We start from the raw sequence: 23,812 nt of genomic DNA, 5'->3' as shown, positions 1-23,812 counted from the left end.
TATCAAAACGTACCAAACGTTTCGTCTAGTTCTTGGATCAACTCAACATCAGGCCGCCATATCAGCTTACCTGTGTGGTTATTTTCACGCGACATCCCACGCAAAAACACATATTCAACCACGCCTAGATGCTTGGTTATATCGTAATTTGGCAAGCGCAGCTTTAAAAACCGATGCAGTGCGACTTGGTAGATACACGCCTGTAGCCAGTAGCCATGTTTGTTCATCTCTTGCATCATGGCAGACTGGTTGTACGCATCAAGGCTTGTTCCCAAAAAATTACTTTTATAATCAACGACATAAAACTCATTATTATGCTGATATACCAAATCAATCTCGCCGCGCAAATATCGCCAAATCGCGTTTGGATTGCCCTGCCCTTGTAGATGCAGTGCCACATTATGTTTGGCAAGCAGTTGATTTAACGTATTGGTAGATAGGTGATTTTTTAAGCGCAAACTAAAGCCCATTTCGGCAATTTTATGCTTGCCGTCAATAGCAACCAAGCTTTGCCCCGTCGCGCCAAACGGTGTGTGGATGATGTCAAATAACCACTGACTAAGCTGTATATAATCGGCTTGTGGTGCCTCAATCAAGCCATCATATCTGACTGGTTGGTAACTGGCGTCAAGGGTGGAAAAATACTTGGCAGGCATTTGCTGGTTGCGCAATGCACGGTCGATCATCGCCGCCCAACGTGTTGATTTAAACAATTCTTGCTGAGCATTGTCGTTATTGGCGATATCATCTGACGGCACCTCATGATAATACTGGGCGATATCCTCTAGCACGTGGTGCAAAAACGTCCCTGCATTGATGCCTTTATCAAAGCGAAAACGCATAGGGGCATCGGGTGATAGGACAGCGTGTGCAATCGAACCGTTTGGCTGATGGTTGCTATTGCCATCTAGCTTGTCATGATCGTCGCCGCCTTTTTCAAGTTCATTGGCATTGATGGCAGCATCTTGTTGGTTATGGTCTAAAAATTTTGCCAACGCGCTAAAACTGGTATTTGCCCAACCCTGAAAGGCTTGTTCAAAATCCGCTTGCTGTATGCTGTAATCGATGATTTGACGCGCTGGGCTATCGTCTTTGGGCGCATGGTAGCGATAATTTTTTGTCAAAAATGGGTATAAGGTTTTGATATCCACATGTTTAACAAAGGGCTGCAAATCATCATGCAAGCTTAAGGTTTTGACATCTTTTACAAACGCCTTGAGTATATAATCGTTTTCCGAAACTGTTTTTTTATTAAAACTCGTCACCAAGTACAGCCGCTCACGCGCACGCGTCATGGCAACGTACAACAAGCGCAAGCCATCTTCACGCATCTGCTGTTTGCTGATAGCCACCAAATCAGTTTGGCTATCGGTGTGTTGCGGACTGGCAGATAGCCTACGCCCTTGTAGACCAATTTTGCTGCGGTCAGTCGTTGGATCAATGTCATACGCGTCATAACGATATAATGTGTGTTTATCCTTTTTGTTTGTGGTTCCGATTTGCCCACTGATACCCGCCACAAAAACGATTGCAAATTCTAAACCCTTAGAACCGTGCATGGTCATTAGCTGCACGCCTTGTTGTGATGCCAGTGTGTGCTGTTTTGCCCAATCGTCTTTCGGCGGTGTACTGATCATTTGGTGCATCCAATCTAGCAACTGATAATCATTGGCTTGCTGCTCACCGCCCTGCTCGTTGATGATGTCAAGTAGCTGGCGCAAATCAAGCAACAGCCGCTCGCCATCGCGATGACTTGCCAATTTTTGCCAAAAGTTCATCGGCTGCTCGTCAGATGGTAGCGCGATTTGGGTCAGCAGCCATTGCACGGCCGCCAAAAATCCTTGCCGCTGCCACAGCTTGCTACTGTTGGCTAAAATCGTTTGGATATGCGCGGCGTCACCTGTTGGGGCGGATGTGGTCGTGCTTGCGCTTGGCTCATCTTCTGTCTTGTTGTCATTGAATACAGCTTGCGCTTGCTGAATCGTCAGCTGAAAAAACACCGTCAATAATAGCGCGTTGATTTTGGCGTGTTGGTAAGGTGCTAACATAGCGTGCATCAGCGTAAGCAAGTCCTTTGCCATGCGATCAGTAAATACGCTGCGGTCGCCACCGCGTACACTGGCAATACCACGTTTGGTCAGCTCGCGCTCAACCGCCGTCAGCTCATCGTTTTTCTTTGCCAAAACACAGATATCGCTGGGTGACAAAGGTTTGCCATCAAGTACTAGCGGTCTGCCATCTTGAGCTTGGCTTAAAAGTGCTGCAATTTGAGCAGCGATGACTTGCGCTTCGGTCAGTTCATTTTGAGCGTTTTCGCTAGCCTGTTGCTCGGTTTGTGGCGTGTTGGCTGCGTTTATATCTTGATTACCAGTCTTTTGGTTATTATCTTGTTGTAAAATTTGTAAATGGTACAACGTCGGCAATTCAACATCGTCGGCAGCGGCTAGTGTCAATTCGGGTGTGTCACGGGTGGCTTGGATATGCTGATAATAAATCTCACTACCTAAATAAAACCGCTGGCTGGTAAGTACCTGAGAATCGGCGTTTGCCAGTCGCGCTTGTGTTTGTTTAACTGTGGTTAGCGTCGGCGCACCAAACCAAACATTGAGCGCGTCAATCAAGGATTTGGCTGATCGGCGGTTGTGCGTCAGAGTCATCGGCTGGTTAGCAAACAAGCGTTTAAGCGCGTTGTAATTATAGACATCACCGCCACGAAAGCCATAAATCGCTTGTTTGGGATCACCCACCAACAGCAAAAACCCTGCCGCTTGCCGCGCGTTTTGGCGCGATAGGTCAGCGTGATTGGCAGGCGTGTCGTGGCTATCCAAATAAATCCGCTGAATCATCAACGCTTGTTCGGTGTTGAGATCTTGTGATTCATCAATCAAGGCATTGGGGTATTGATGACGAATATAACGCGCCAGTTGCAAACCTTGCTCGCCTGCCAGCGCGTGATTGAGCCGCGCTAACTGTAGGCTGTAAGTGGTCAGACGTTGGGCTTCAAGCACATTGGGTAATTGCTCGCGTACATAACGGCTGATAAATTGGATGAAATATTGGGTTATTTGTTCTAGATATTTTTTAGTATTTATCAGCCAAACATACAGCTCATCAAACCACCGCAAAAGCTGAATTTGTTTAAATGCCTCTCTTTGCTGAGTATAGGGCTTATTAAAGTGTTTGTCATATTCAAAAACTTCATGTAACCCTTTAAGCCATTTATAGGCATCATCAGACTCATTTAGGTCAAACAAATCCTCTATCGACGCGTGAGTAAATTTTTGTTTTAAATACAAGTATTGTTCAAATTGTGTTGAAACAATTCTACCTTTAGTCATGCCTTGCTGGTCACGAAATGCTTGATTGATATAAGGGCGTAGCTCACTATCATCGGCAGTGGCAATTTTTTGCATCAGTATAAGCGATTTATCCAAATCAGTCGGCACAGCAGGAAAAGGCAGCTCATCAATTTGCGCGGTATAAAATGTTTGTGCTTGATCCACCACCGCTAAATAGTCTTTTGGACTGGCAAGTTTATTTTTGGCTTGTAAAATATGGACTAATGTTGGAGCATTTTGATAAATCTGCGCCAAAAAAGCGCGCAACTGGTCATGGATCATGCCCAGCATAATATCATTAACATTATCACGAATCTGAATATCTGGCGAAAAACCCGTATCACTGCTAAACTCGCGCAGCCATTTTTGGCACAGGCTATCGAGCGTACCAACAAACAAACGATCAAGCTGATTGATCGCGGTGACCGTACGCTGATAGGCAATGCGAAAATCCACAGCAGGCTTGGGCTGACTGACGACATGACCCGCCAGCCAACGGATTAAATGCGTGTTAATCGGATCGCTCAGTTGGTCTTTTAGCTGATGTTGTTCGGCAAGCGCCATCAGCTGGGCAAAAAACACCTCGACAGCCGCTTGTTGGTCGGCGGTTAGCGTCAATTTGCCATTGTGATTGTCCTTTGGTGGTTGGTTTGTGGGTGTGTTGCTTGTTTGTTCAGGCTGAACAGATGGACTTGGCAAAACCAGCGCATGACTGCGTACCAGCTGCACCACCCGATAAAAATCTTGCAAACGCTCACGAATACGTTGGCGCATTTCTGCCGCCGCGCTACGGGTAAAGGTGGTCGCGATGATACGCTCACATGGCTGCCCACCCTCAACAATCAAGCGCAGCACCACCCCTGTCAGCGTCCACGTTTTGCCTGTGCCTGCTGAGGCTTCAATCAGGTGTTTTCCCGTCAAAGGTAAATCAACGGCAGGCGGCAATGGTGGGTTAGCTAAATCAGCTTGGTCAATAGGCTGTGTGATTTGGTTTGGCATAGTCATTGGTTATTTATTTCAATCAGTGAAAATTACGCTTGTTTTAGATGGTCTATCATCGGTAGATACAATACGTCTGCCAATGTCTGCAAAAACGGTGCAATCGCGCGCGTGTTGTCATCACCCAACAAAAATTGCCATAAGCTGTAGCTGGCGTAGTCTGGTTCCTCATAGGTGTTACGGGTATCAAACCATTTATCTAATTTTGGATTAGGTTCGTCGGGTTTATCATGGCGTTTTTTGGCATAATCTTGGCTCACATGCGGTGGTAAAATCGTGATTTGCGCCTGCATGAGCTGCCATACCATCAGCCAATCTTGCAAATACCTATATGCCTGTTGGCATTCAATCGGCGGTAGATAGACCAAACCATCACGGTGCTGCCACAACGCGCTGCCATGTTGCTGGGCAACTTGTTCATTGCTGGTTTGTCGGGCGACTTGCCAGCACAGATGGTGCAGCCAAAAGTTTAATTGGTGTTTGGCTTTGCGCTTTTTGGGTAAGTAATGCAGCCACACCGCTGTTTGGATATCCTCAGGCAATGCTGCCTTGAGCACATAGCCTTGTACATGCTGGCTTGGCATGCCGTCATCATCCAAGACTGGCACAGCAATACGCCCAATATTGGTTTCTTGCTTGGTGGTCAGCCAGTCGCGCAACTGATCAGTGGACAATGTGCCGCTAGCATTGGTCAAATGTTGTCTGATCATCGGTAACACATCTGCCAACGCGTTGTTGTCCTTAGCTTGGGTTAAATGGGCAATAAGGGCTTGTAAGCCTTGTTTGACCTGCGTTTGCTGCTCACTTAGCGTCAGATAGCGGTTAATCCCTGCAGGCAACAAGGCGTCATAGACCGCGCGGTGTTGAGACGCATCAACCACATTATCTGACATATCATCATCCGCCAATAGCTGCTTGATCAGCAAATCATTGAGGTGATAAACCATCAGATTATCGCTCGACAACGGTTCAAGCACGTTTTGTGCCTCATATTGTTTGAGCCAATTGATGCTTTGGGCGCGCAAAAATGCCTTGGCAGGGTCTTGCACATCCTGAATAACGGTTGATAAATCACAATAGTGTGTGTAAATATCGTCGGCAGATTGCGCGTGTGCCATGTGTTGTTGCCAATTTTGCCAAGCTGTTAACCATTGCTTGAGTTTTTGCTGCGTCCAAATTTCTGCCAATGCGTTTGGCTGGGTTTTGACTTGGTGCAAGGTTTCATAAACCTGCTGCCAAAGTTTGGCAGGTGGCGCAAGCGTTTGCTTGGCTAACTGAATTTGACTAAATTCTGCCCCAGTTTGTGTAGATTGCGATGACTCAAAATATTGCGCATCAAACGGTAACGCTTGGTGGTAGGTTACCAAATACTGCTCTATCTGTTGTCCAAAAGTTTTAGATTGAATTTGACTGCTTAGGCTATTTTTACTGTCGCCCAGTTTGCCATCCGGTGTGGGTGTATCAAACTCAACGTCCTGTAAAAAATTTAGCAGCTCTTGCACAGGACTGGCAGGCAGGTGCTCGTGAGTGTCAGTCGTGCTTTTGGCGTTATAAAACAACCAGCACGCCTCACGCGCGCACAGCAACGCGTCCAAAAACGCGCCCAAGTCATCGGCTTCACGAAAGCGATCGCCACGCTTACCCAATGTCGCTTGCGTCAAGTCATAGCGGTTCAATGGCTCACGCTTAGGAAAGTCATTGAGATTTAGATTTAGCATTGCAACCAGCTTATACGGCACACCGCGCACCGCACCAATCCGCGCAAAGGTAATCACGCCTGCAGGCTCGGCACTGACCTGCTGACTGGCTAGCTGCTCGGCAACGCTGCGCAAAACAAAATCCAATTTAAGCGGCAGTTCGGTTTGTGTGTCGCCTTGCGTGGGATCAGCGATGACCTTAAAATGCGCCTCGATATTGCGCCGCAAAGCATTAAGCGCGGCAAAAATCGACAGCAGTGCTTTAGTTTGGGCAAATTTTTTCAATACGCTTTGGATGGTGTCTTCAATCTCAGCCAACCACACACCAATCAGCTGCGCTTGCCTGCCAATATCGCGTTTGGCGTGCAAACGTTGGTACAAATTGCACAGCATGGCAATAATAGGAGCATCTGCCAACGTCACGCCTGCCAGCGGTACAACTGCCTCATGATGCCCGCTTAAATTTTGGTAATCGCCAAATTGCACCACCTCGGCAGTCGGCGTCAGCAGACCTGCCACCATGCGTTCTAGGGCGTAAGCAAAACTGTAGCGATAGTCATCATCGGCGGTGTGCAGCGTGGCTTGTAAGTGCTGCTCATCAAACCCACGCACAAAACCTGCGTTGGTCAAAAGCTCGCATGCACGGTTGATTTGGCTCAAACTTAGCCCAAAACTTTCGTACAACGGCGGTAAACATAGCCAATCGAATACCTCTAGCCGCCCAAAGCGCGCGCCTGCTTGATTGAGTAAATCATAAAAACCGACAATCGCTTGCCAAAACTGGTTGATATCCTGACTGGTCACCCCTGTGACCTTGGCAGGCAATGTATAGCCATCTGTTCCCACACCTTCAGGAAACATTGCCTCAATCAACATCTGCTCTGCCTCAATATCGGGCAATAGCACCAGAATATCGCTTAGGCTGCGTTTGTCCCTTGGCGCATCTTTTGGTAAATCGGTGTAATTGAGCCAACCGACAATCATGGCGCGCAAAACCTCAAGCTGACGCAACGTACTGTGACAGGCATGTATCGCTAGGCTATTGTCGATGGTTGGCGGTGTCCATGCTTGCTGATTGTGCTGTGCCTCTTGTTGCAGCCTAGTCAGTAGCGCGTCAAACGCTTCATTACGGCTAAAACCTGCCTGTTGAAGTTGAGCAATCGCGTTTTGCTGATTTGAATTGGAGGCAGTATTGGTTGGATATTTTGAATTTCTTAGGCTATTTAGTTGTTGCAACGCCTGAATTTTTTGCTGGGTGGCGTGTGAATTGCTTGACTCAACATTAAACGTATTTTGCACCAATGTGTGCAGCCGTTCGGCGGCTTGACGTTCATCTAACATCAAAATATCGTATTGTAGTTGGCTCAACAGCGTATCACGCGGCGCGCGATCATCAAATTTATCTTGCCATTCAATCTCACCATATGTATTGCCCGACAGGCTGACCAACATGGCAAACACCTCGCGCGACTGCTTGCCAAAACGCGACAATAACGTATGCCCATACTCACGCAGTTCAGTATTTGGCTGATGGGTCATCTGCTGTTGTAGCAGCCAATTTTTATCAACAATATCTGCCCAAAACTGCATAGACGGGTTAAAGTGTAGCAACGTGATATTGGTAAATTCTGCCAGTCGCTCAATTTCTAACAGCTCATTGGGCGGTAACTGCTGCACGGTGAACAGTAACACCGATGACGGCAACTGTGCGCGGCATACCCGTTGCACCCAATCGCGCTTATCATGTAAAGCTTGCCAAAAATGTGCGTGGATAGCTTGGCGTATGGCAAAATCTTGCGCAAATAGCGTCTGCCACAAAAACCGCTGCGCCGCCTCAAGCGTTTGGTAATGCTCAACCAACCAATCGGGTGTAATATCCGCCGTGTTGGCATCGCGCCCATTTAAGCGATTAAAAAAGTCATCGCGTTCAGCAATCATCTGCGCGATCGCCAGCGGCTGCCCATTATTCCATTGCATCAGCCAGTCTGTGCGATAGGTCAAGTACCGACTCAGCACCGCCGCCATATCGCCTGCAAATTGCCACAGCCGTTGATCGTGGGACTGGTGAGCAGCTGCATCAGACGTACGGGTATTAGCAAGTAAGGACTGATTGTCCGCCCAATCAGTGCCAGTGGCTGACTGGTGCGCTTGCGGTACGCTAACTGGTTGATCTTTGGTTGAATTAGCCTGTTTATCTTGTAGCAAGGGCTGAATAAACGCGTGCAGCGCGTGCTTGTCGTCACGAAAAATCTGCGCCGCATGCTGCAATAGATAGCCAAAAATCTGCCATTGCATAACGTTTTTGGACAACATCGGCACATCGGGCACACGCGGGACATCTGTTTCGCTGGTTAGCCGCTCATAGGTGCGTAGCACGCGCTGCATCAAACCCAAAAAATAACGCCCCCAAAATTCGGTGGTCACCAGTGTGCTAATGCCCGTTTGGTCAGCGACTTGGGTTTTTAACCATTCGCCCAGCACCTTGGACGGTACAATCACATGAAACGGTTCAAATACTGACCGCGACGGGTTTGGCTGGCAATAAAGTGCCAATAAGTGATCAAATAAAATTTCTGTTTTATTGCTTTGGATAATTTTTAGCATAACAAATCGGTGAATTTAATTTTTTAAAAGTTTTAAAAAGTTATAAGAGGCTATGTGTGGCAAATTAGCCGAAGGCTGTGGCAAATTATTTGCACCGACTGCCTATGACTGCGCTTTTGTAGTACAATAAATTTTGGGTTATTAGGATCATACTGCAACACACCAATAAGGGCAAACCATGCTGCCAACCATTGACGTGATTTTCTTTCATCCTGTCAAAAAGTTTAGCGTGCTCTACCGCGGCGGTAAATTGTGGCAACTGCCACGGCTGGATTTTAACGCCCAATCCTTGGCATATGCCAAACCTTACACAGGCAATCCTGAGGAGCTGTTTATCGCCGCCAATCAACAACCAAGCGACATCGCGCTCAACACTGAACTTTTGACCTTAGATTTACCTGCAACCTTGGTCGGACACAATGTGCCGCAGTTTGAACACTGGTGGCAAGCCAATCGTTATCATTACCGCGATATGATCCGCCAAAAAGCTGATGCACAAGCGCGCGCCAAATCGGTACCGCATCATGGTGTTTCGCCACAGACACAGACACAGACACAGACACAGACACAGACACAGACACAGACACAGACACAGACACAGACACAGACACATGTTAAGCCAAATTCAGATCATTTAACAAGCCAAAACTTACCCCAAACGACAGCCAGTGACGCGCAAGTTACTACCAACCAATCCGATACCATTTTTGATGAATTACTGGCAGAATTAATCCGTGATTTATAACGGCTTTTCGTGAGTTTGTGAACCAACGCTAATAAAAAGGAGCTTAAAAAAGTAGGAGTTGATTTGATGATTATCAGCACTAACTGAAACGTTAAAGCACAATCCAGTCACATGATGAATCACGCACTTAGAACGCAGTTTTCAGCATGGGAAAAACAAAATCAGTTGACCACTGCCAACTGTTATTAACTAGAATGGTAGTCATTTGAAGTACTGTTTGAAATAATTAAACATATAGGACTCGCTACATCAATCCTTGCACAAGCTAAATCGTCATACCCCACGAAAAACAATTTTTTTGACAATAAAAAAGCACCCTACATATGGTGCTTTTTTATGCCGCTTTGCGCCATCAAACGTCTTTACGACGCATATGCGGAAACAAAATCACATCGCGAATACTTGGCGCGTCAGCAAACAACATCACCAAGCGGTCAATACCAATGCCCTCGCCTGCCGTCGGTGGTAAGCCATAAGACAATGCCTCGATAAACTCCGCATCATAGTGCATGGCTTCATCATCGCCTGCGTCTTTTTCAATGACTTGTTGGCGAAAACGCTCGGCTTGGTCGATGGGGTCGTTCAGCTCGCTAAAGCCGTTGGCAATCTCACGTCCACCGATGAATAACTCAAAACGGTCGGTAATTTCTGGGTTATCGTCATTGCGCCGTGCCAACGGTGAGGTCTCAGCAGGGTATTCGGTAACAAAGGTTGGTTGGCGTAGCTGATGCTCAGCGGTTTCTTCAAAAATGATGGTTTGCAATTTGCCGATGCCAAAGCTGTCTTTAACTTCTTGCTTGAGCACATTTTTTACATAATTTGCCAAATAGTCACGATCAGCGATATTTGCCATGTCAAAATCGGCGGCATACTGAGCAATCGCTTGTGTCATCGGCAAACGCACAAACGGTGCTTTGAGGCTGATTGCTTCACCTTGGTAGGTTAGCTCAGTTGTGCCTAAGATATCATGAGCAAGCTGGTTAAACATCTGCTCAGTCAACGCCATCAAATCACGGTAGTCGGCGTACGCTTGATAAAATTCAATCATGGTAAATTCAGGATTGTGCCGCGCTGATACGCCTTCATTACGAAAGTTTCGGTTAATCTCAAACACGCGCTCAAAACCACCCACCACCAAGCGTTTGAGGTATAATTCAGGCGCGATCCGCAAATACAGCGGCATATCCAAGGCGTTATGATGGGTGATAAACGGTCGGGCTACCGCACCCCCTGGGATGACGTGCATCATCGGCGTTTCAACTTCCATAAAACGCGCATCTAACATGAATTTGCGAATACCTGCAATCACTTGGCTACGAATGATAAACGTCTGACGGCTGGCATCATTGGTCATCAAGTCCAAATGGCGGCTACGATAGCGGCTTTCGGTGTCAGCAAGTCCATGAAATTTGTCGGGCAATGGACGTAACGATTTGGTCAAAAGCTGCACATCACTGGCATGAATCGACAACTCGCCTGTGTTGGTGCGAAACAGATGCCCCGTGATACCGACGATATCGCCGATGTCCCATGTTTTAAAGTCGTTGTACGCATCCTCGCCGATGTCATTTTTGCTAATATAGGCTTGTATGCGCCCTGTCATATCGGCAATGGTGGCAAAACTCGCCTTGCCCATGACGCGCTTTAGCATCATGCGTCCTGCCACACTGACAATGACAGGCTTGGCATCGGCAAGCGCTTGTTTGTCTTGGTCTTGGTAGGTGGTTTGTAGGTCTTGTGCGTAATGCTCACGGCGAAACTGATTGGGGTAAGGGTTTTTGCCTGCTTGTTTGATGAGATCAAGTTTGTGATGACGTTGTTTGATCAGTTCGTTTACGTCTTGCACTTCGGTATTTTCGGGGGATTGGGGTTGGTTTGACATGGTTACTTCTTCTTTGACATTTAAAACGAAAAATCCGCGAAATTTGCGCTAAAGTTTTACAGCTTGCCAGCAGGCGAATCATGCTGATTTTGATTCGCTTTGGGCATAAAACAGGCTTTAGGCTACCTGACCACTTGGACTAAATCATTACCATTGATAAATTATATTAACATCAAATTTTAATGATAAAAAACTTAATTGATCAACAATAGGCGACGCTTAAGACGTCTTAACCATCAGTCCTCGCCACTGACAGAAGCCATCAAGTCAGCTTGGTGCTCGCGCAGTAGGCTGTCTAGCAATTCATCCAAATCGCCTTGCATGATCGCATCAAGTTTATATAAAGTTAAATTAATGCGATGGTCTGTCATGCGTCCTTGCGGAAAATTATAGGTACGGATACGCTCGGAGCGGTCACCACTGCCGACCAGATTGCGCCGTAAATCACTGGCAGCATCGACTTGTTTTTGTACCTTTTCTTGCTGAATTTTGGCGACCAGCATTTTCATGGCTTTGTCGCGGTTGGCGTGTTGGCTGCGCTCTTGTTGGCACTCTACCACCGTTCCTGTCGGGATGTGGGTGATACGCACGGCAGAGTCGGTTTTGTTGATGTGTTGCCCCCCTGCGCCGCTTGCGCGGTAGGTGTCAATGCGCAAATCAGCAGGGTTAATCTCGACGCTGTCATCAATTTCAACCTCGGGCATGACGGCAACGGTGCACGCTGAGGTATGCACGCGCCCTTGGCTTTCGGTTTCAGGCACACGCTGAACGCGGTGCGCACCCGATTCAAATTTTAGCCGTCCATACACGCCTGTGCCTGACACGCGGCTGATAATTTCTTTATAGCCGCCATGCTCGCCCTCGTTGGCTGATAGCACTTCCACTGTCCAGCCTTGTGACGCGGCGTAACGCTCGTACATCCGAAATAAATCGCCCGAAAAAATTGCCGCCTCGTCACCGCCCGTACCTGCACGGATTTCCAAGAACGCAGGGACTTTATCATTTGGGTCTTTAGGCAGCATCATGACGTTCAGCACGTCTTCAAGCTCAGCGATACGCGCTTTGGCGGTGTCGATTTCATCCGCCGCCATCTCTTTCATGTCGGGGTCAGACAATAGCTCTTGCGCGGTGGCTAAATCTTCCTCGGCTTGGCGGTATTGTTGCCACGTGTCAGTCAGCTCGCTTAAGTCGCTGTGCTCCATTGATAGCGTACGAAATTTATCATTGTCCGCGATGATCTCGGGATCAGACAACAACGCAGTGACTTCTTCAAAACGCTCAACTAGCTGGTCAAGGCGAAAACGTAACGATTCTTTCATGTATCCTAACGGTTCAGACCGCCGATTGGCTAAGCGTATATCTCATACGTCACCAACCTCGGCGGATAAATTTTTATTCAATTAAAGTTTAAAGACGCTATTTTGCCATATTTTTGCCTGTTTTGCATGGCTTTTAGCTGGCAAACTTTTGACCGATCAAAAATGATTCAGCGGTTTTATCAAGCTGTATGGATTTAGCGGTACTGGTTTAATAGGTCATCAAAATTGTTGTGGGTGATATCCGCCAACGCATCGACAGGCATGGCGTACAAATCCGCCAAAAACTGCGCAACATACGGCACAAATGTCGGCTCATTGGGCTTGCCACGTTTGGGAACAGGCGCAAGGTACGGGCTGTCAGTCTCGATCAACAAGCGGTCTTTGGGCAGTTTTTTGGCGACATCTTGCAAATCGGTGGCGTTTTTAAAGGTAACAATGCCCGATAAAGAAATATAAAATCCCAAATCCAACGCTTGCTTGGCGGTGGCATAGTCTTCGGTAAAACAATGGATCACGCCGTGTTCGGCACGTTCGGCGCGTAGGATATCAAGCGTATCACGGCGTGCCTCACGCGTGTGGACAATCAGCGGTTTTTTGAGGGTTTGGCTGGCGTGAATGTGACGCGCAAGGCTTGCCTTTTGCGCGGCGGCGTTGTCACTTGACCAATGATAATCCAGTCCCGTCTCGCCAATCGCCCACACTTCACCAGGCGCGGCAAGCTCGGTCAAATGCTCAACAGTCGCCGCCTGTAGCACGCCGATATCCTCACACGGGTGCACTCCCACCGACATGCCCAGCGTCATGCCCGCAGGTGCGCGCATGGTGATATCGTGGATGGCATCGTATTCATCCAAATCACACATGATGGACATGATACGCGATACGTTAGCAGCTTGCGCGGCTTGTAGCACATTGTCGATGTTACCTTGGTGTTTGCTTAAATCTAAGCGATTAAGATGGGCATGACTGTCAGTAAAGGTTGGCATAATTTTTTTCAGTTAACATGACTAGCGTTGCTGGCATAATTAGGGCGCGTGGGCAAAAATCAAGCACTTGCCAAACAAGCACTTGCCAAAAGAGCTAATTTTAAAAACGCGCAAACCTAAGACGCAAGCGCGGCTAAATGCGCCAACATATCCAACATGCGGTTGGCATAACCCCATTCGTTGTCATACCATGCAAAGACCTTATACTGCGCGCATGTGCCTGTACCCACTTGCATGGTCTGCAGGCTATCAATAACCAATGACGCGCTATGGTGAATATAATCACTCGATACCAGTGGCTCATCGCTATACGCCATAATACCCCAAAAAGCGTTTGCGCTGGCATGCTGTAGGCAAGCGTTGAGCTCAGCGCTGGTAACAGCGGTGTTTAAGGTCAATGTGACATCTATCGCGGCAACATCAATCGTCGGCACGCGGATAGAATACCCGTTGATTTTGTCCGCCATGGCAGGCAATACCTTGCCGACAGCCGCAATGCTGCTTGAGGTGGTCGGAATGATGTTATGCCCCGACGCACGCGCGCGCCGCCAATCGCGATGGGCTTGGTCAAGCACGGTTTGGTCAGCGGTGACGGCATGGATTTCGGTCATCATTGCCGATTGCACACCAAATGCGTTATCAAGAACGAACAACAGCGGCACCAGTGCTTGCGTGGTACACGACACGCCTGAGACAATCGGCTGCTTGCGCGTTAAGGCGTGGCGATTGACACCGAGCACAATACTGGCATCCACATGGTCAAACGGCGCGGCACCGATAATCACCTGCCTTGCGCCTGCAACAAGATGCTGATACGCACCCTCATAGCTGCGAAAATGCCCCGTGCTCTCTAGCACCACATCGATGTTTAAATCGCGCCACGGCAAATATTTTGGGTCGGCTTCACGCAAGATGGTTAGGCTGATGCTATGCGTTGGCAAGTCAATGCATAGCGTGTTGTCAGTAAGCGTTGCACCAATACGCGCGTCAAGCCGTCCGTGAGTGCTGTCGTATTTGAGCAAGTGTAGCAGCGTGGGTGCATCAGCAAGGTCATTGATAGCAACAATTTGTATATCCGTCACATTTGGCAAGCCGTTGGCTGGTTGGTCGCCCTCAAGCAAGCGTTCTAGATACGCGCGCAATACGTTGCGCCCAATGCGCCCAAAACCGTTAATGGCAACGCGTAACGGCGGCTGAGTGGTTGATGGGAGGGTAAATTTTGGCATGATAGGGTTCAACAGATATTAGTGGCTAAATAAAATAGACAACACTTATTTTGTGGACGTTTTGGCAGATTTGGGTACAAACAGCAACGCCAACCGAATGGTGTTGTAGCCGTATTTGTCGCCTATCACATCACGCAATTCATGGACAAGGACCTCCTCACCATCATCTTTGTCTGCCATCACCGTTTGGTAAGCATGTGCTACCGCATCAATCAGCGTATCATTGGGACGCAGATGCCCCAGTGGCAAATCGGTGAATTGTTGTTGCAATTTTTCGATATGTCCAATGATCGTGCTTTGTGCCAAGCCGCGCTGCTCAGCAATTTCGGCGAGGGTGAGGCTTTCATCAAGCAGTGCCTTGGTTTGTAGTAGTGTTGGCGTGAGTTTGGGCGATGGGCTGGTTGTACCGTCATCTGTGTCGCCGCTGGTTTGGATTTGCTGAACGATGGCTCGTTTACGCGCTAGCAGTTTTTGCTGTTCGGCATGGCGTTTTTCATAGCTTTTAATTTTGCGTTTATCGAGTGTGCCATGACTTTTTAGGATAAAGGCGTCTTGCGCTTGTTTGATGATTTCAGGGTCTTGGCGTAAAAATTTGTCCTCAAGCGCTTTGGATAATGCCAAAAATCGCATATCCGCGCCGCGTGCGGTTGGGTCAAGCTGTAGGCTTAGTTCATTAATACCCAATAAACGCAGCCCAGAAAGCCGCCGCAGACGCGACAATGCAACGTAGCCCTGCCCGTTTTCAAAGGTTTTGGATAAGTCAATTTCGGCGGCATCTAGTGTCATACCTTGGCTTTTGTGGATCGTAATCGCCCATGCTAGCGTCAAGGGTATGTGGTAATATGCCGCAACAATCTCGCCATCGTCATCATCAATGCGCCAAGTGTCGTATTCTACAATCACCTGTCGCCCATCATTGAGGCGCACCAGTGGATACAGCCCATTGGCAATCTGGTTTAGGCGGTTATCAGCGTCATTGTCGGTCTGATCAGTGGTGTCGGCATTCGCGTGTTTGGTGTCAGCTTTTTTAACATCGGTGTCTTTAATATCGGTGTCTTTAATATCGGTGTCTTCAAAATCAGGGCTTTCATTGGTAGGTTTTTTCTCGTTTTCTTTGTCGTCTTGGTCGGTGGGTTTGAGCGCGACAAAGTCTACCACTTCGCCCAATGTGCCGTTTGATACGTTTAAATCAGCGTTGTTTTTGATAAACATGACCTTTGCGCCGACTTTTAGCGTTAAAATCGGTGCGTTGCGTACGCCTTTTTGCAAAGTTTCAACCAGTGCAGCATCACCTTCACCCCAACTTTCATACGTTTGGCTGGGCGTGGTCAGATTGGTCAGTTCTTGTTCGTTAATTTGATTGACGTTAAAGTTGTGAGTAAACAGGCGTGTGCGTGTATCGCTCAGCGCGTGATTTGCCGTGGCGCGTAAGGCAGGCAAGATGTCGGGGGTAAACTGCTGTGTGCGAATCTGCTGCAAAATTGCCAACAAATCCAGCCCATGATAGCTATCGCCTGTGATGGCGTCCTCAGGCGCAGTTTGGCGCTGGCGGTGCTGCTCGGTCAAATAACACACCTGCAAATCTGCCTCAATCCACGCCTGCGCCATAAAGGCAAATTTGTCACGCGGCGTTTCATGCCGCTCTCCCACAGGCGGCAGCTGAAAAAAATCCCCTGCCAATAACAGCTGAATACCGCCAAATGGCGCGTCATTTTCGCGCACCGCTTGCAGCACTTGGTTTAACACCTCAAACTGCTTTTTGTGCAGCATGGAGATTTCATCGATCACCAAAACTTGCGCACGCTGCACACGCTCAACCACCAAAGGACGTCTTTGGATGCGTTTTAAATCAATGGGTGTCAGGCTATCTAAAATCCCGATGCCTGCCCAGCTATGAATCGTCATGCCGTTCATGTGGGTGGCAGCAATGCCTGTGCTCGCCGTCACCGCGACATTGACCCCACGCGCGCGCAAATAGTGCAAATATTGGTTAATGGTATACGTTTTGCCCGCGCCCGCCGAGCCCGTCAAAAACACGTTTTTGCCCGTTTTTAGAATGTCAAGCGCGGTTGATTGTTTCATTGTTGGTGATTTTCTTTAAATTTCAGCAAAAGTTGGTAACATTTGGCTAATAAAACTGGTAAAACGTCATGGTTTAACGCATGATGACTAGCGCATAAGAATTTAAGTTTTAACCAAGCCGTTGGCAACGCCCAAACGGGTAAAACCCAAACGCTGTAATATAACGCCAAATACAAAGCGGCGCAACGCTTATTCAATCATGGACAATCTATGTTAACCAACCGACCAAGCGGTATTGACACGTCAAACCAAAATATCCAAATCCCCCCACCCAGTGCTATTGATGCCAATATGCTTGCTGAACTGCAAGATCTATTGGCAGAAGACTTTAGCCCAATGATGCACAATTTTTTGGCAGATTTGCAGCAAGGAATCGATGATTTGCGCTCAGCGAAAGCTACTAATAATAACACAGTAGGTTACGATATCGCGCACCGTCTAAAAGGCGCAAGCTTAAACTTGGGCGCAAATACACTTGCCAAGCAGTGCCATGCCATGCAGGTGCTGTGCCAATCAGGCCATATTGGCGAATCTGATGGTACATTAGACACAATGATTGCACAGGCACAGCAAGTACGGGCACAGTTATTGGCGGTTTTGGCGTCTTAATGTTAGCCGCTTAAATTGCATTGGTGGTTTACAAACATCAACCACTTGAACCTCTTTGCAAGTTGCATAAAATTTGCCACAATAGTCAATTTTTTGCTACGCCTCATTTATCCAATGACCGACACCACCCCAAGCAATGCTCTAGACAATTTTTTAGCCACGATCCGCGTGGTTATGGTTAATACGACCTTACCTGCCAATATTGGCGCAGCAGCACGCGCCATGCACACGATGGGGCTGCGCCATTTGACGCTCGTTGCCCCCAAATACGCGCTTGATGATACTGCATTTGCCAATGCTGCTGGTTCAACGGAGGTGCTACATAACGCCCAGATCGTTGATGATTTGGCAACCGCGGTAGCAGATTGCACGTGGGTATTGGCGACCAGTAGCCGTGTCCGTCATATGCCAAAGCCTGTGATTACCCCTCAACAAGCAGCGGATTTTTTGCTTGATTACCACCGTAAACAGTCGGCGCAAAATCACACGCCAACAGTAGCTCTCGTGTTTGGGCGTGAGGATCGCGGCTTGACCAACCAAGAGCTGATGTTGGCAGATTATCACGTGCAAATTCCTGCCAATCCTGCCTATCCTGTGCTGAATGTGGCAGCCGCGGTGCAGGTGATCGCTAGCACCCTGTACGCCCACGCGTTGGCAGCGTTTGCTATGGCAGATGCATTAAATCCTGCTAATGCCAATACGCTTGATGTGATTTTGCGCCAGCATTGGGACGCGCCTGCGGTTAGCCAACATGAGCAAATCGCGCTTGAGCAGCAATTTTTGACAGTATTACAAAGCCTAGATTTGTACCAACCCGAGCAGTCCAAACACATGCCACAGCGCGTCAATCGTTTATTTGGGCGGCTGCAGCTTGACCAAAAAGAGTATCAGTTATTACAAGCGTTGTTGGCAAAACTAACCAAAAACTGATCCTAACAGCGTCTCGCCGCCAAAGCTTAACCGCGTAAAAAGCTTGCTTGGCATACCCAAAGCCAAACAAGCGTGTTATGATACACGCTTGTTTGATTGTCGTTTTGATTGTGGTTTATCTGTGAGATGTTTATGCTAAACCGTGCCCGCCGCTTGCGCCATCGTTGGTTGCTAATTCGCCGTGAACTGCAAGAAGATGTGCAAGCGGTATTTGATCGCGACCCTGCGGCGCGTAATACACTCGAAGTGCTTTTAACCTATCCAGGTGTGCATGCCCTGCTGTTGCACCGCGTGGCGCATGGCATGTGGCAGCGCGATTTAAAAGGCGCGGCACGCATGGTGTCTTTTGGTAATCGGTTTTTGACAGGCATCGAGATTCATCCAGCAGCAAAAATCGGGCGGCGGTTTTTTATCGACCATGGCATGGGTGTGGTAATTGGCGAAACCGCTGAAATTGGCGATGATGTCACGCTATATCACGGCGTCACCTTAGGCGGCGTGTCGCTCAACGAAGGCAAACGCCACCCAACGCTGCAAGACGGCGTGGTGGTAGGCGCAGGTGCCAAGGTTTTGGGCGGTTTTACAGTCGGTAAATACGCCAAAATCGGCTCAAACGCGGTGGTGGTCAAAGAAGTGCCTGAAGGTGCGACGATGGTCGGTAGTGCGGCGCGGATGATTTTGGACAAAAATTTGGCACAAAAAGCAGGGCTTGATAGCCTTGCCAATAACAGTGCCATCCCCGAGCCTGCCGTTAATTCTGCCCCACCACTGACTGACCCTGCGCATGAAAAACAAGCCGCCCACCCCACGAAAAATGACCTACGCGCGGTAAATTTGCCCACCAATCAGCCCACAGATTCAATCGATCAGTCAAACGGCGCTAAACCTGCCCCCCAAACCGCCAATCACACAGCGGTAGAGGCGGAACGCCATGCCATTTTTCACCAGTATGGCGTAGATCCCAACTCGCCTGATCCGATTATTCAAACGTTTTTAAAGCTGCTTGAGCACATCCACCAGTCGGATGCACGGCTCGATGAACTGCAAGCAGCAATGTGCCGCCTTGACCCAAATTTTTGCAAAAAACAATACCCTAAGCTCAAAGCCATTGATCTTGATGCAGTCGCGCCACAAGTGATCTTGTCCGATAAGCCATGATGTTGCTACATTTAGGCAGTATGCAGCAGCCAACGCCATCACACTCGACTAAGCGGCTGATGGCGCAATTTTGCCACCAGCCAACACAGCAGATAGATGCCAAACGACAGCGTCGTGATATAAGGCGATACGGGCAAGCCTGGTGACAACGACAACAAAATTCCACCTACTGCAGCGATACTGGCAAATACCATCGATAACACATACAGCCACAGCGGCTTTGCGGTGACCAAACTTGCCGCCGCCGTTGGGGTAATCAGTAGCGACAGCAACAACAACGCGCCAACAAACTGCACGCTGACCGCCACCACAAGGCTGAGCATCAGCATAAACAACAGCGACATTGCGCGCAAACTGATATGCCGCGCCTGTGCAATCTGCGGATCAAGCGCAGCAAACAACATACGTTGCCCAAACAGCGCCATCACCACCCAAACCACTGCCGCTACCACCAGCAAGGTTTGGATCTCGGTTGGTGTGACGGCAACAATTTGCCCCGTTAAAAGCCCAAATTTATTGGCCGCCCGCCCTTGATACAGCGACAAAAACAACACGCCAAGCCCTAGCCCAAACGGCAACACAATACCAATCACCGCATTGCGATTTTTGCCATCTAGCCCCATCAGTGCCAATGCCGCCCCTGCCACCAGTGAACCGATAATTGCCCCCCATGTTACCGAAGTGCCAAGCCACAAGGCACACGCCGCGCCTGCAAACGACAATTCTGCCGTACCGTGCACGGCAAACGCCATATCACGCGCCTGAATAATCGGACCAATCAGCCCTGCCAGCGTGCCTAAGATCAATGCCGCCAGCAGCGATGATTGCACCAACGGCAATAGCTCAAAAAAGCCATTAAAATTGATGATGGCGTGTAAGGTATCAATCAAGGACATACGGTTCAACGTTTTTAGATAGCGGCTAATAAGGGCGATGATGGCAATACAGTAAGCCTAACACTTAAAACGATGTATTTTAGCAAAAATCGGCTTAGATATTGGTAAGTTTTACGCTCAGTTAAAGCTGAGATAACAGCTTGCGGCCGCCAACTTGTGTGGTATGACTGGACAAATACACCACCTGATCAACCAATGGTGCGATGATTTCACGCTCATGGCTGACCATCAAGACCGCCGTTTGGTGCACAGCCTTGCGATGCGCCAAAATATCACAGACGATCTGCTGGCTTGTCACATCAAGGCTAAGTAGCGGTTCATCCATCAACAGCAAATCGGGGTCATTGACCAAAGCTTGTGCAATGCGCATACGCTGCTGCTCACCGCCTGACATCAAATGCAGCGGCGCATGACAAAACGCTTGCCCATTGACCTCGGCAATAGCTTTATCCACCAAACGCTGTTTTTGTTTGGCTGACCACCAGCGTCGGGCAGGTTTTGAACCACGGGATGTTAGACTCAACCAACCAAACAATAAGTTACCGCCATCTAGCCCAAGCTGCACCAAGTCACGTCCCCGAATCGGCAGGCGTGGGTCAAAATTTTTCAGCTGCGGCACATAGCCGATACGGGCATCGCGGGCAAGCCACACCTGCCCGTGACTCAAAGGCCGCAAGCCTAACACGCTTTGTAATAACGTGGTTTTACCTGCACCATTTGCCCCTATTAAAGCGACAAATTCGCTGGATTTGACCTCAAAGCTCACCCCCTGCCACAGCGTGCGCTCACCAAAGCACATACTGGCATCGGTGAGACGCAAAACGTCGCGCGGCGCGGTAGATGACGTCGTTGGCTGACAAGCAAAATCCAGTGTGGTGGGTAGCGTTGGTGTTGGCATGTTCATCAATCAGTGATCAGCACGCGTTTTGGGTGTTTCTTGGCTGGCAGCGGCAAATCGCTCGATGGTAGCGCGCATAAAATCGATGTAATTTGTCGTATCTGTCGGTAAGGTTTCATATACTGTGACCACAGGGATATGCATGTTTTCAGCCATTTTGCGCAGGGCGCGGCTGGCAGGGTCTTCGGTTTGTGCATTCAGTACCAGTATATCGACTTGTTGTTGTGCCAAGAGCTGCTCAGCGGTGTGCAATGCCTTGACCGATACGCCTTCATCATTTGCCAGTTGATTGATAAATTCAGGCGGTGTGACATTGGTAATGCCCATATCTGCCAATAAAAAATCCGCCACAGGTTCGGTTGCCAATGCCTGTAAATGTTTGCCCTGCCCGATTTTTCGCGCTTCGATTTTTAACTGGTCTAATTGGGCATTGAACGCGGCGGCATTTTGTTGGTAAGTGGCTTGTTGGGTGGGATTGGCAGTACTCAATTCTTGCGCAATCGCATTTGCCACTTGCTGCACAGCTGCCAGTTGATAAAATACGTGCTCGTTTTGCTCGCCATGATGGTGGTGATGTGAATGACCATCGCTGGTATCGTGGGTATGCGTTGCTGTATTTTCCTGCACGTGGGATGTATTAGCGTGCGGCTGGCTGATTGCTACTGCATTGAGCACGCGCGGCGCAGGGTCAAGCGATTGGGCGATTTGTTGCGCCCAGTCATCATAGCCGCCGCCGTTCATCAATACCACCGCAGCTTGCTGCATGTTTGCCTTATCGCGCGCGCTGGCTTGGTAGCCGTGTGGGTCTTGGGCAGGATTATCCACGGCAGCGATGACCTGCGCCGAATCACCTGCAACCGCTTGTGCCACTGCTGCCCACAGATTGGTTGAGGCATAAATAACGGGACGCGCGTTTTTAGTCATTGCTGCGCTAGCAGATTGGGTGTGGGCAGCGGACTGCTCGCCAGAATCGGCATGGTTGGTAGGCTGACAAGCAGACAATGCTAAAACTATGCTGCTTGTCAGTGATATTATACTGTATTTGAGGCTAAATTTACTTAGGCTATTTGGCATTATTTGTACCTTTTTGACAATCCACAAGCTGCTGCTAACCATTGTTATGTTATAATATAACATTTAATAACCTTGCGCAAACTTTACTTTGCCGTTACGTCAGTTTGTGGCACAATGCCTTTGAGACACCCTTTTACATCTGTGGGTAAAACGTACGGAAAAAATCAATGATGCAACGGTTATTCAACAAAGCAATGTATCGCCAATTCAGAATTGGTGTTTTTTTGGCGGTGATTGGCGTGGCCAATGCCCATGCCGAAGGTTGGCTAAATCGCGACAATATGCTACCTGTGGATGACAACGCGCGGCTAAGCGTCGGGCTTAACGCGTCTTATAACCAATTAGGCTATGACAAAGACAGTACTGTTACCGTGCTACCGCAAGCATTTTATGACAATAACCGTGTGTATCTAGAAGGCAGCGAGGCGGGTGTATATGCGTACAAGGATGCCGCCAATGAATGGCGCGTGTCGTTGGCGTACGATGGGCGCAGCTTTGACCCTGATGATGCCAATAACGATGCGCTACGCAAGCTTGATCAGCGCAAGTGGTCGGCGTTGGCAGGCACCAGCTACATGCGTATTACCCCATATGGCGGTCTAAAAGCGCAGGTTGAGACGGATATTTTGGGGCGTAGCAAGGGTACGCGCGTTAGACTATCGCATTTGAGCCGTTTTCGCCTGCTCGATGAGCGTTTGACAGTGTACCCTGAGATCGGTCTGCTATGGGGCAGTGAGGATTACAACCAGTATTACTATGGTGTAAGCCAAAAAGAGTCGGCGCGCAGCGGCTTGCCTGCGTATGATGCCGACAGCAGCGTGCGTCCATTTGCCAATATCAGTGCCAGCTACCGCGTCAATCCGCGTTGGCGTGTGTTCATCAGCGAAGGCTTAGAGCGCATGAGCGATGCGCAAAAAGACAGCCCGTTGGTCGATGGCAGTTGGGACAGCCGTACGCGTATTGGGTTTAATTACCAGTTTTAACCACAACTTTACGGCTATCGAATTGGTAACTATAAAAATGGATTACGTACCGTATCGATATTAGCTTGTTGATAGGCTTGATGATCTTTGCGTTCAAAATCTTGCGCGTTATGCGCTTGTAAATAACTGACGATTTGCCCCAATAAATCATGCAGATGTTGCGCCTGTGTGAGGCTTTGGCGATCAAGGGTAAAGGTCGCGCTGCCATACAAATTGACCTGCTGCCCTTGGTTTTCTAGTGTCATCTCACCAAGGTTTAGGCTCGCCTCATCATCGGCAAAGGGGGTAAACTCGGTGTTTTGCTGATCCTCACGCATTTTTTAATCCTTGTGTTTATTTAAACGATTTGCCACAAAAAAACCCGAACGCGTCGGGTTTTTTTATCT

At 48.6% G+C, this 23,812-nt stretch carries 16 protein-coding genes; 5 read left to right on the top strand and 11 right to left on the bottom strand.

Annotation, left to right across the window (positions count from 1 at the left end):
* Positions 1-2: 2 nt before the first annotated feature.
* Both MA2_RS01030 and MA2_RS01025 read right to left on the bottom strand, forming a co-directional pair.
* Positions 3-4,337, bottom strand: coding sequence for a UvrD-helicase domain-containing protein (locus tag MA2_RS01030; protein ID WP_067055111.1), 4,335 nt, complete (start codon positions 4,335-4,337; stop codon positions 3-5).
* Positions 4,338-4,369: 32 nt separating this feature from the next.
* Positions 4,370-8,638 carry an exodeoxyribonuclease V subunit gamma gene (locus MA2_RS01025; RefSeq protein ID WP_067055107.1) on the bottom strand — a complete coding sequence of 1,423 codons (4,269 nt, stop codon included), beginning with the start codon at positions 8,636-8,638 and terminating at the stop codon, positions 4,370-4,372.
* Positions 8,639-8,816: 178 nt separating this feature from the next.
* Here MA2_RS01025 and MA2_RS01020 point away from each other — a divergent pair, with 178 nt between their 5' ends.
* Positions 8,817-9,383: a hypothetical protein gene (locus MA2_RS01020; protein WP_067055104.1), complete on the top strand. Its 567-nt coding sequence runs from the start codon at positions 8,817-8,819 to the stop codon at positions 9,381-9,383.
* A gap of 352 nt (positions 9,384-9,735) precedes the next feature.
* Here the strand turns inward: MA2_RS01020 and lysS are convergent, their stop codons facing one another.
* From lysS to MA2_RS00995, 5 genes are all read right to left on the bottom strand, one after another.
* A complete protein-coding gene (lysS, locus tag MA2_RS01015) occupies positions 9,736-11,265 on the bottom strand; it encodes a lysine--tRNA ligase (RefSeq protein WP_067055101.1) in 1,530 nt (509 codons plus the stop codon).
* Between the two features lie 236 nt (positions 11,266-11,501).
* Complete coding sequence (gene prfA / locus MA2_RS01010) at positions 11,502-12,584, bottom strand: peptide chain release factor 1 (RefSeq protein WP_067055098.1); 1,083 nt, start codon at positions 12,582-12,584, stop codon at positions 11,502-11,504.
* Positions 12,585-12,778: 194 nt separating this feature from the next.
* Positions 12,779-13,570 (bottom strand): TatD family hydrolase, encoded by a 792-nt coding sequence (locus tag MA2_RS01005; protein ID WP_067055094.1) that lies wholly within the window; start codon positions 13,568-13,570, stop codon positions 12,779-12,781.
* Positions 13,571-13,686: 116 nt separating this feature from the next.
* Entirely contained in the window at positions 13,687-14,796 is a 1,110-nt protein-coding gene (locus MA2_RS01000) for a type I glyceraldehyde-3-phosphate dehydrogenase (RefSeq protein WP_067055093.1), read from the bottom strand.
* 45 nt (positions 14,797-14,841) lie between these two features.
* Entirely contained in the window at positions 14,842-16,878 is a 2,037-nt protein-coding gene (locus MA2_RS00995; protein ID WP_067055090.1) for a DEAD/DEAH box helicase, read from the bottom strand.
* A gap of 210 nt (positions 16,879-17,088) precedes the next feature.
* On the opposite strand from MA2_RS00995, the gene MA2_RS00990 reads away from it, so the two are divergent.
* The 3 genes from MA2_RS00990 to cysE all read left to right on the top strand — a co-directional run bounded on the left by MA2_RS00990 (position 17,089) and on the right by cysE (position 19,575).
* Positions 17,089-17,487, top strand: coding sequence for an Hpt domain-containing protein (locus MA2_RS00990; protein ID WP_067055087.1), 399 nt, complete (start codon positions 17,089-17,091; stop codon positions 17,485-17,487).
* 93 nt (positions 17,488-17,580) lie between these two features.
* Positions 17,581-18,417, top strand: a complete 837-nt coding sequence (locus tag MA2_RS00985) for an RNA methyltransferase (RefSeq protein ID WP_245945323.1) — start codon at positions 17,581-17,583, stop codon at positions 18,415-18,417.
* A gap of 132 nt (positions 18,418-18,549) precedes the next feature.
* The gene (cysE, locus tag MA2_RS00980; RefSeq protein ID WP_067055413.1) at positions 18,550-19,575 is read left to right on the top strand and encodes a serine O-acetyltransferase; all 1,026 of its coding nucleotides are present in this window, start codon (positions 18,550-18,552) and stop codon (positions 19,573-19,575) included.
* Between the two features lie 38 nt (positions 19,576-19,613).
* On the opposite strand, the gene MA2_RS00975 is transcribed toward cysE, so the two are convergent.
* From MA2_RS00975 to MA2_RS00965, 3 genes are all read right to left on the bottom strand, one after another.
* On the bottom strand, positions 19,614-20,471 hold the full coding sequence (locus tag MA2_RS00975) for a metal ABC transporter permease (RefSeq protein ID WP_067055082.1): 858 nt from the start codon (positions 20,469-20,471) through the stop codon (positions 19,614-19,616).
* Positions 20,472-20,592: 121 nt separating this feature from the next.
* The gene (locus MA2_RS00970) at positions 20,593-21,369 is read right to left on the bottom strand and encodes a metal ABC transporter ATP-binding protein (RefSeq protein WP_067055079.1); all 777 of its coding nucleotides are present in this window, start codon (positions 21,367-21,369) and stop codon (positions 20,593-20,595) included.
* 9 nt (positions 21,370-21,378) lie between these two features.
* Positions 21,379-22,443 (bottom strand): metal ABC transporter solute-binding protein, Zn/Mn family, encoded by a 1,065-nt coding sequence (locus MA2_RS00965; RefSeq protein WP_158080605.1) that lies wholly within the window; start codon positions 22,441-22,443, stop codon positions 21,379-21,381.
* Between the two features lie 167 nt (positions 22,444-22,610).
* On the opposite strand from MA2_RS00965, the gene MA2_RS00960 reads away from it, so the two are divergent.
* Positions 22,611-23,426, top strand: a complete 816-nt coding sequence (locus tag MA2_RS00960) for a MipA/OmpV family protein (RefSeq protein WP_067055074.1) — start codon at positions 22,611-22,613, stop codon at positions 23,424-23,426.
* Between the two features lie 29 nt (positions 23,427-23,455).
* Here the strand turns inward: MA2_RS00960 and MA2_RS00955 are convergent, their stop codons facing one another.
* Positions 23,456-23,743: a hypothetical protein gene (locus MA2_RS00955; protein ID WP_067055071.1), complete on the bottom strand. Its 288-nt coding sequence runs from the start codon at positions 23,741-23,743 to the stop codon at positions 23,456-23,458.
* Positions 23,744-23,812: the final 69 nt, after the last annotated feature.

Source organism: Moraxella atlantae NBRC 14588, assembly GCF_001591265.1.
GTDB classification, from domain to species: domain Bacteria; phylum Pseudomonadota; class Gammaproteobacteria; order Pseudomonadales; family Moraxellaceae; genus Faucicola; species Faucicola atlantae.
Note: the sequence above shows the minus strand (reverse complement) of the source record. Positions and strands in the feature narration are given on the sequence as shown.

Coding starts and splice junctions, on each gene's coding strand:
- prfA (WP_067055098.1), bottom strand. CDS start 12,584: ATGAAAGAATCGTTACGTTTTCGCCTTGACCAGCTAGTTGAGCGTTTT.
- MA2_RS00970 (WP_067055079.1), bottom strand. CDS start 21,369: ATGCCAACACCAACGCTACCCACCACACTGGATTTTGCTTGTCAGCCA.
- MA2_RS00990 (WP_067055087.1), top strand. CDS start 17,089: ATGTTAACCAACCGACCAAGCGGTATTGACACGTCAAACCAAAATATC.
- MA2_RS00975 (WP_067055082.1), bottom strand. CDS start 20,471: ATGTCCTTGATTGATACCTTACACGCCATCATCAATTTTAATGGCTTT.
- lysS (WP_067055101.1), bottom strand. CDS start 11,265: ATGTCAAACCAACCCCAATCCCCCGAAAATACCGAAGTGCAAGACGTA.
- cysE (WP_067055413.1), top strand. CDS start 18,550: ATGCTAAACCGTGCCCGCCGCTTGCGCCATCGTTGGTTGCTAATTCGC.
- MA2_RS01005 (WP_067055094.1), bottom strand. CDS start 13,570: ATGCCAACCTTTACTGACAGTCATGCCCATCTTAATCGCTTAGATTTA.
- MA2_RS01020 (WP_067055104.1), top strand. CDS start 8,817: ATGCTGCCAACCATTGACGTGATTTTCTTTCATCCTGTCAAAAAGTTT.
- MA2_RS00995 (WP_067055090.1), bottom strand. CDS start 16,878: ATGAAACAATCAACCGCGCTTGACATTCTAAAAACGGGCAAAAACGTG.
- MA2_RS01000 (WP_067055093.1), bottom strand. CDS start 14,796: ATGCCAAAATTTACCCTCCCATCAACCACTCAGCCGCCGTTACGCGTT.
- MA2_RS01025 (WP_067055107.1), bottom strand. CDS start 8,638: ATGCTAAAAATTATCCAAAGCAATAAAACAGAAATTTTATTTGATCAC.
- MA2_RS01030 (WP_067055111.1), bottom strand. CDS start 4,337: ATGCCAAACCAAATCACACAGCCTATTGACCAAGCTGATTTAGCTAAC.
- MA2_RS00955 (WP_067055071.1), bottom strand. CDS start 23,743: ATGCGTGAGGATCAGCAAAACACCGAGTTTACCCCCTTTGCCGATGAT.
- MA2_RS00960 (WP_067055074.1), top strand. CDS start 22,611: ATGATGCAACGGTTATTCAACAAAGCAATGTATCGCCAATTCAGAATT.
- MA2_RS00965 (WP_158080605.1), bottom strand. CDS start 22,443: ATGCCAAATAGCCTAAGTAAATTTAGCCTCAAATACAGTATAATATCA.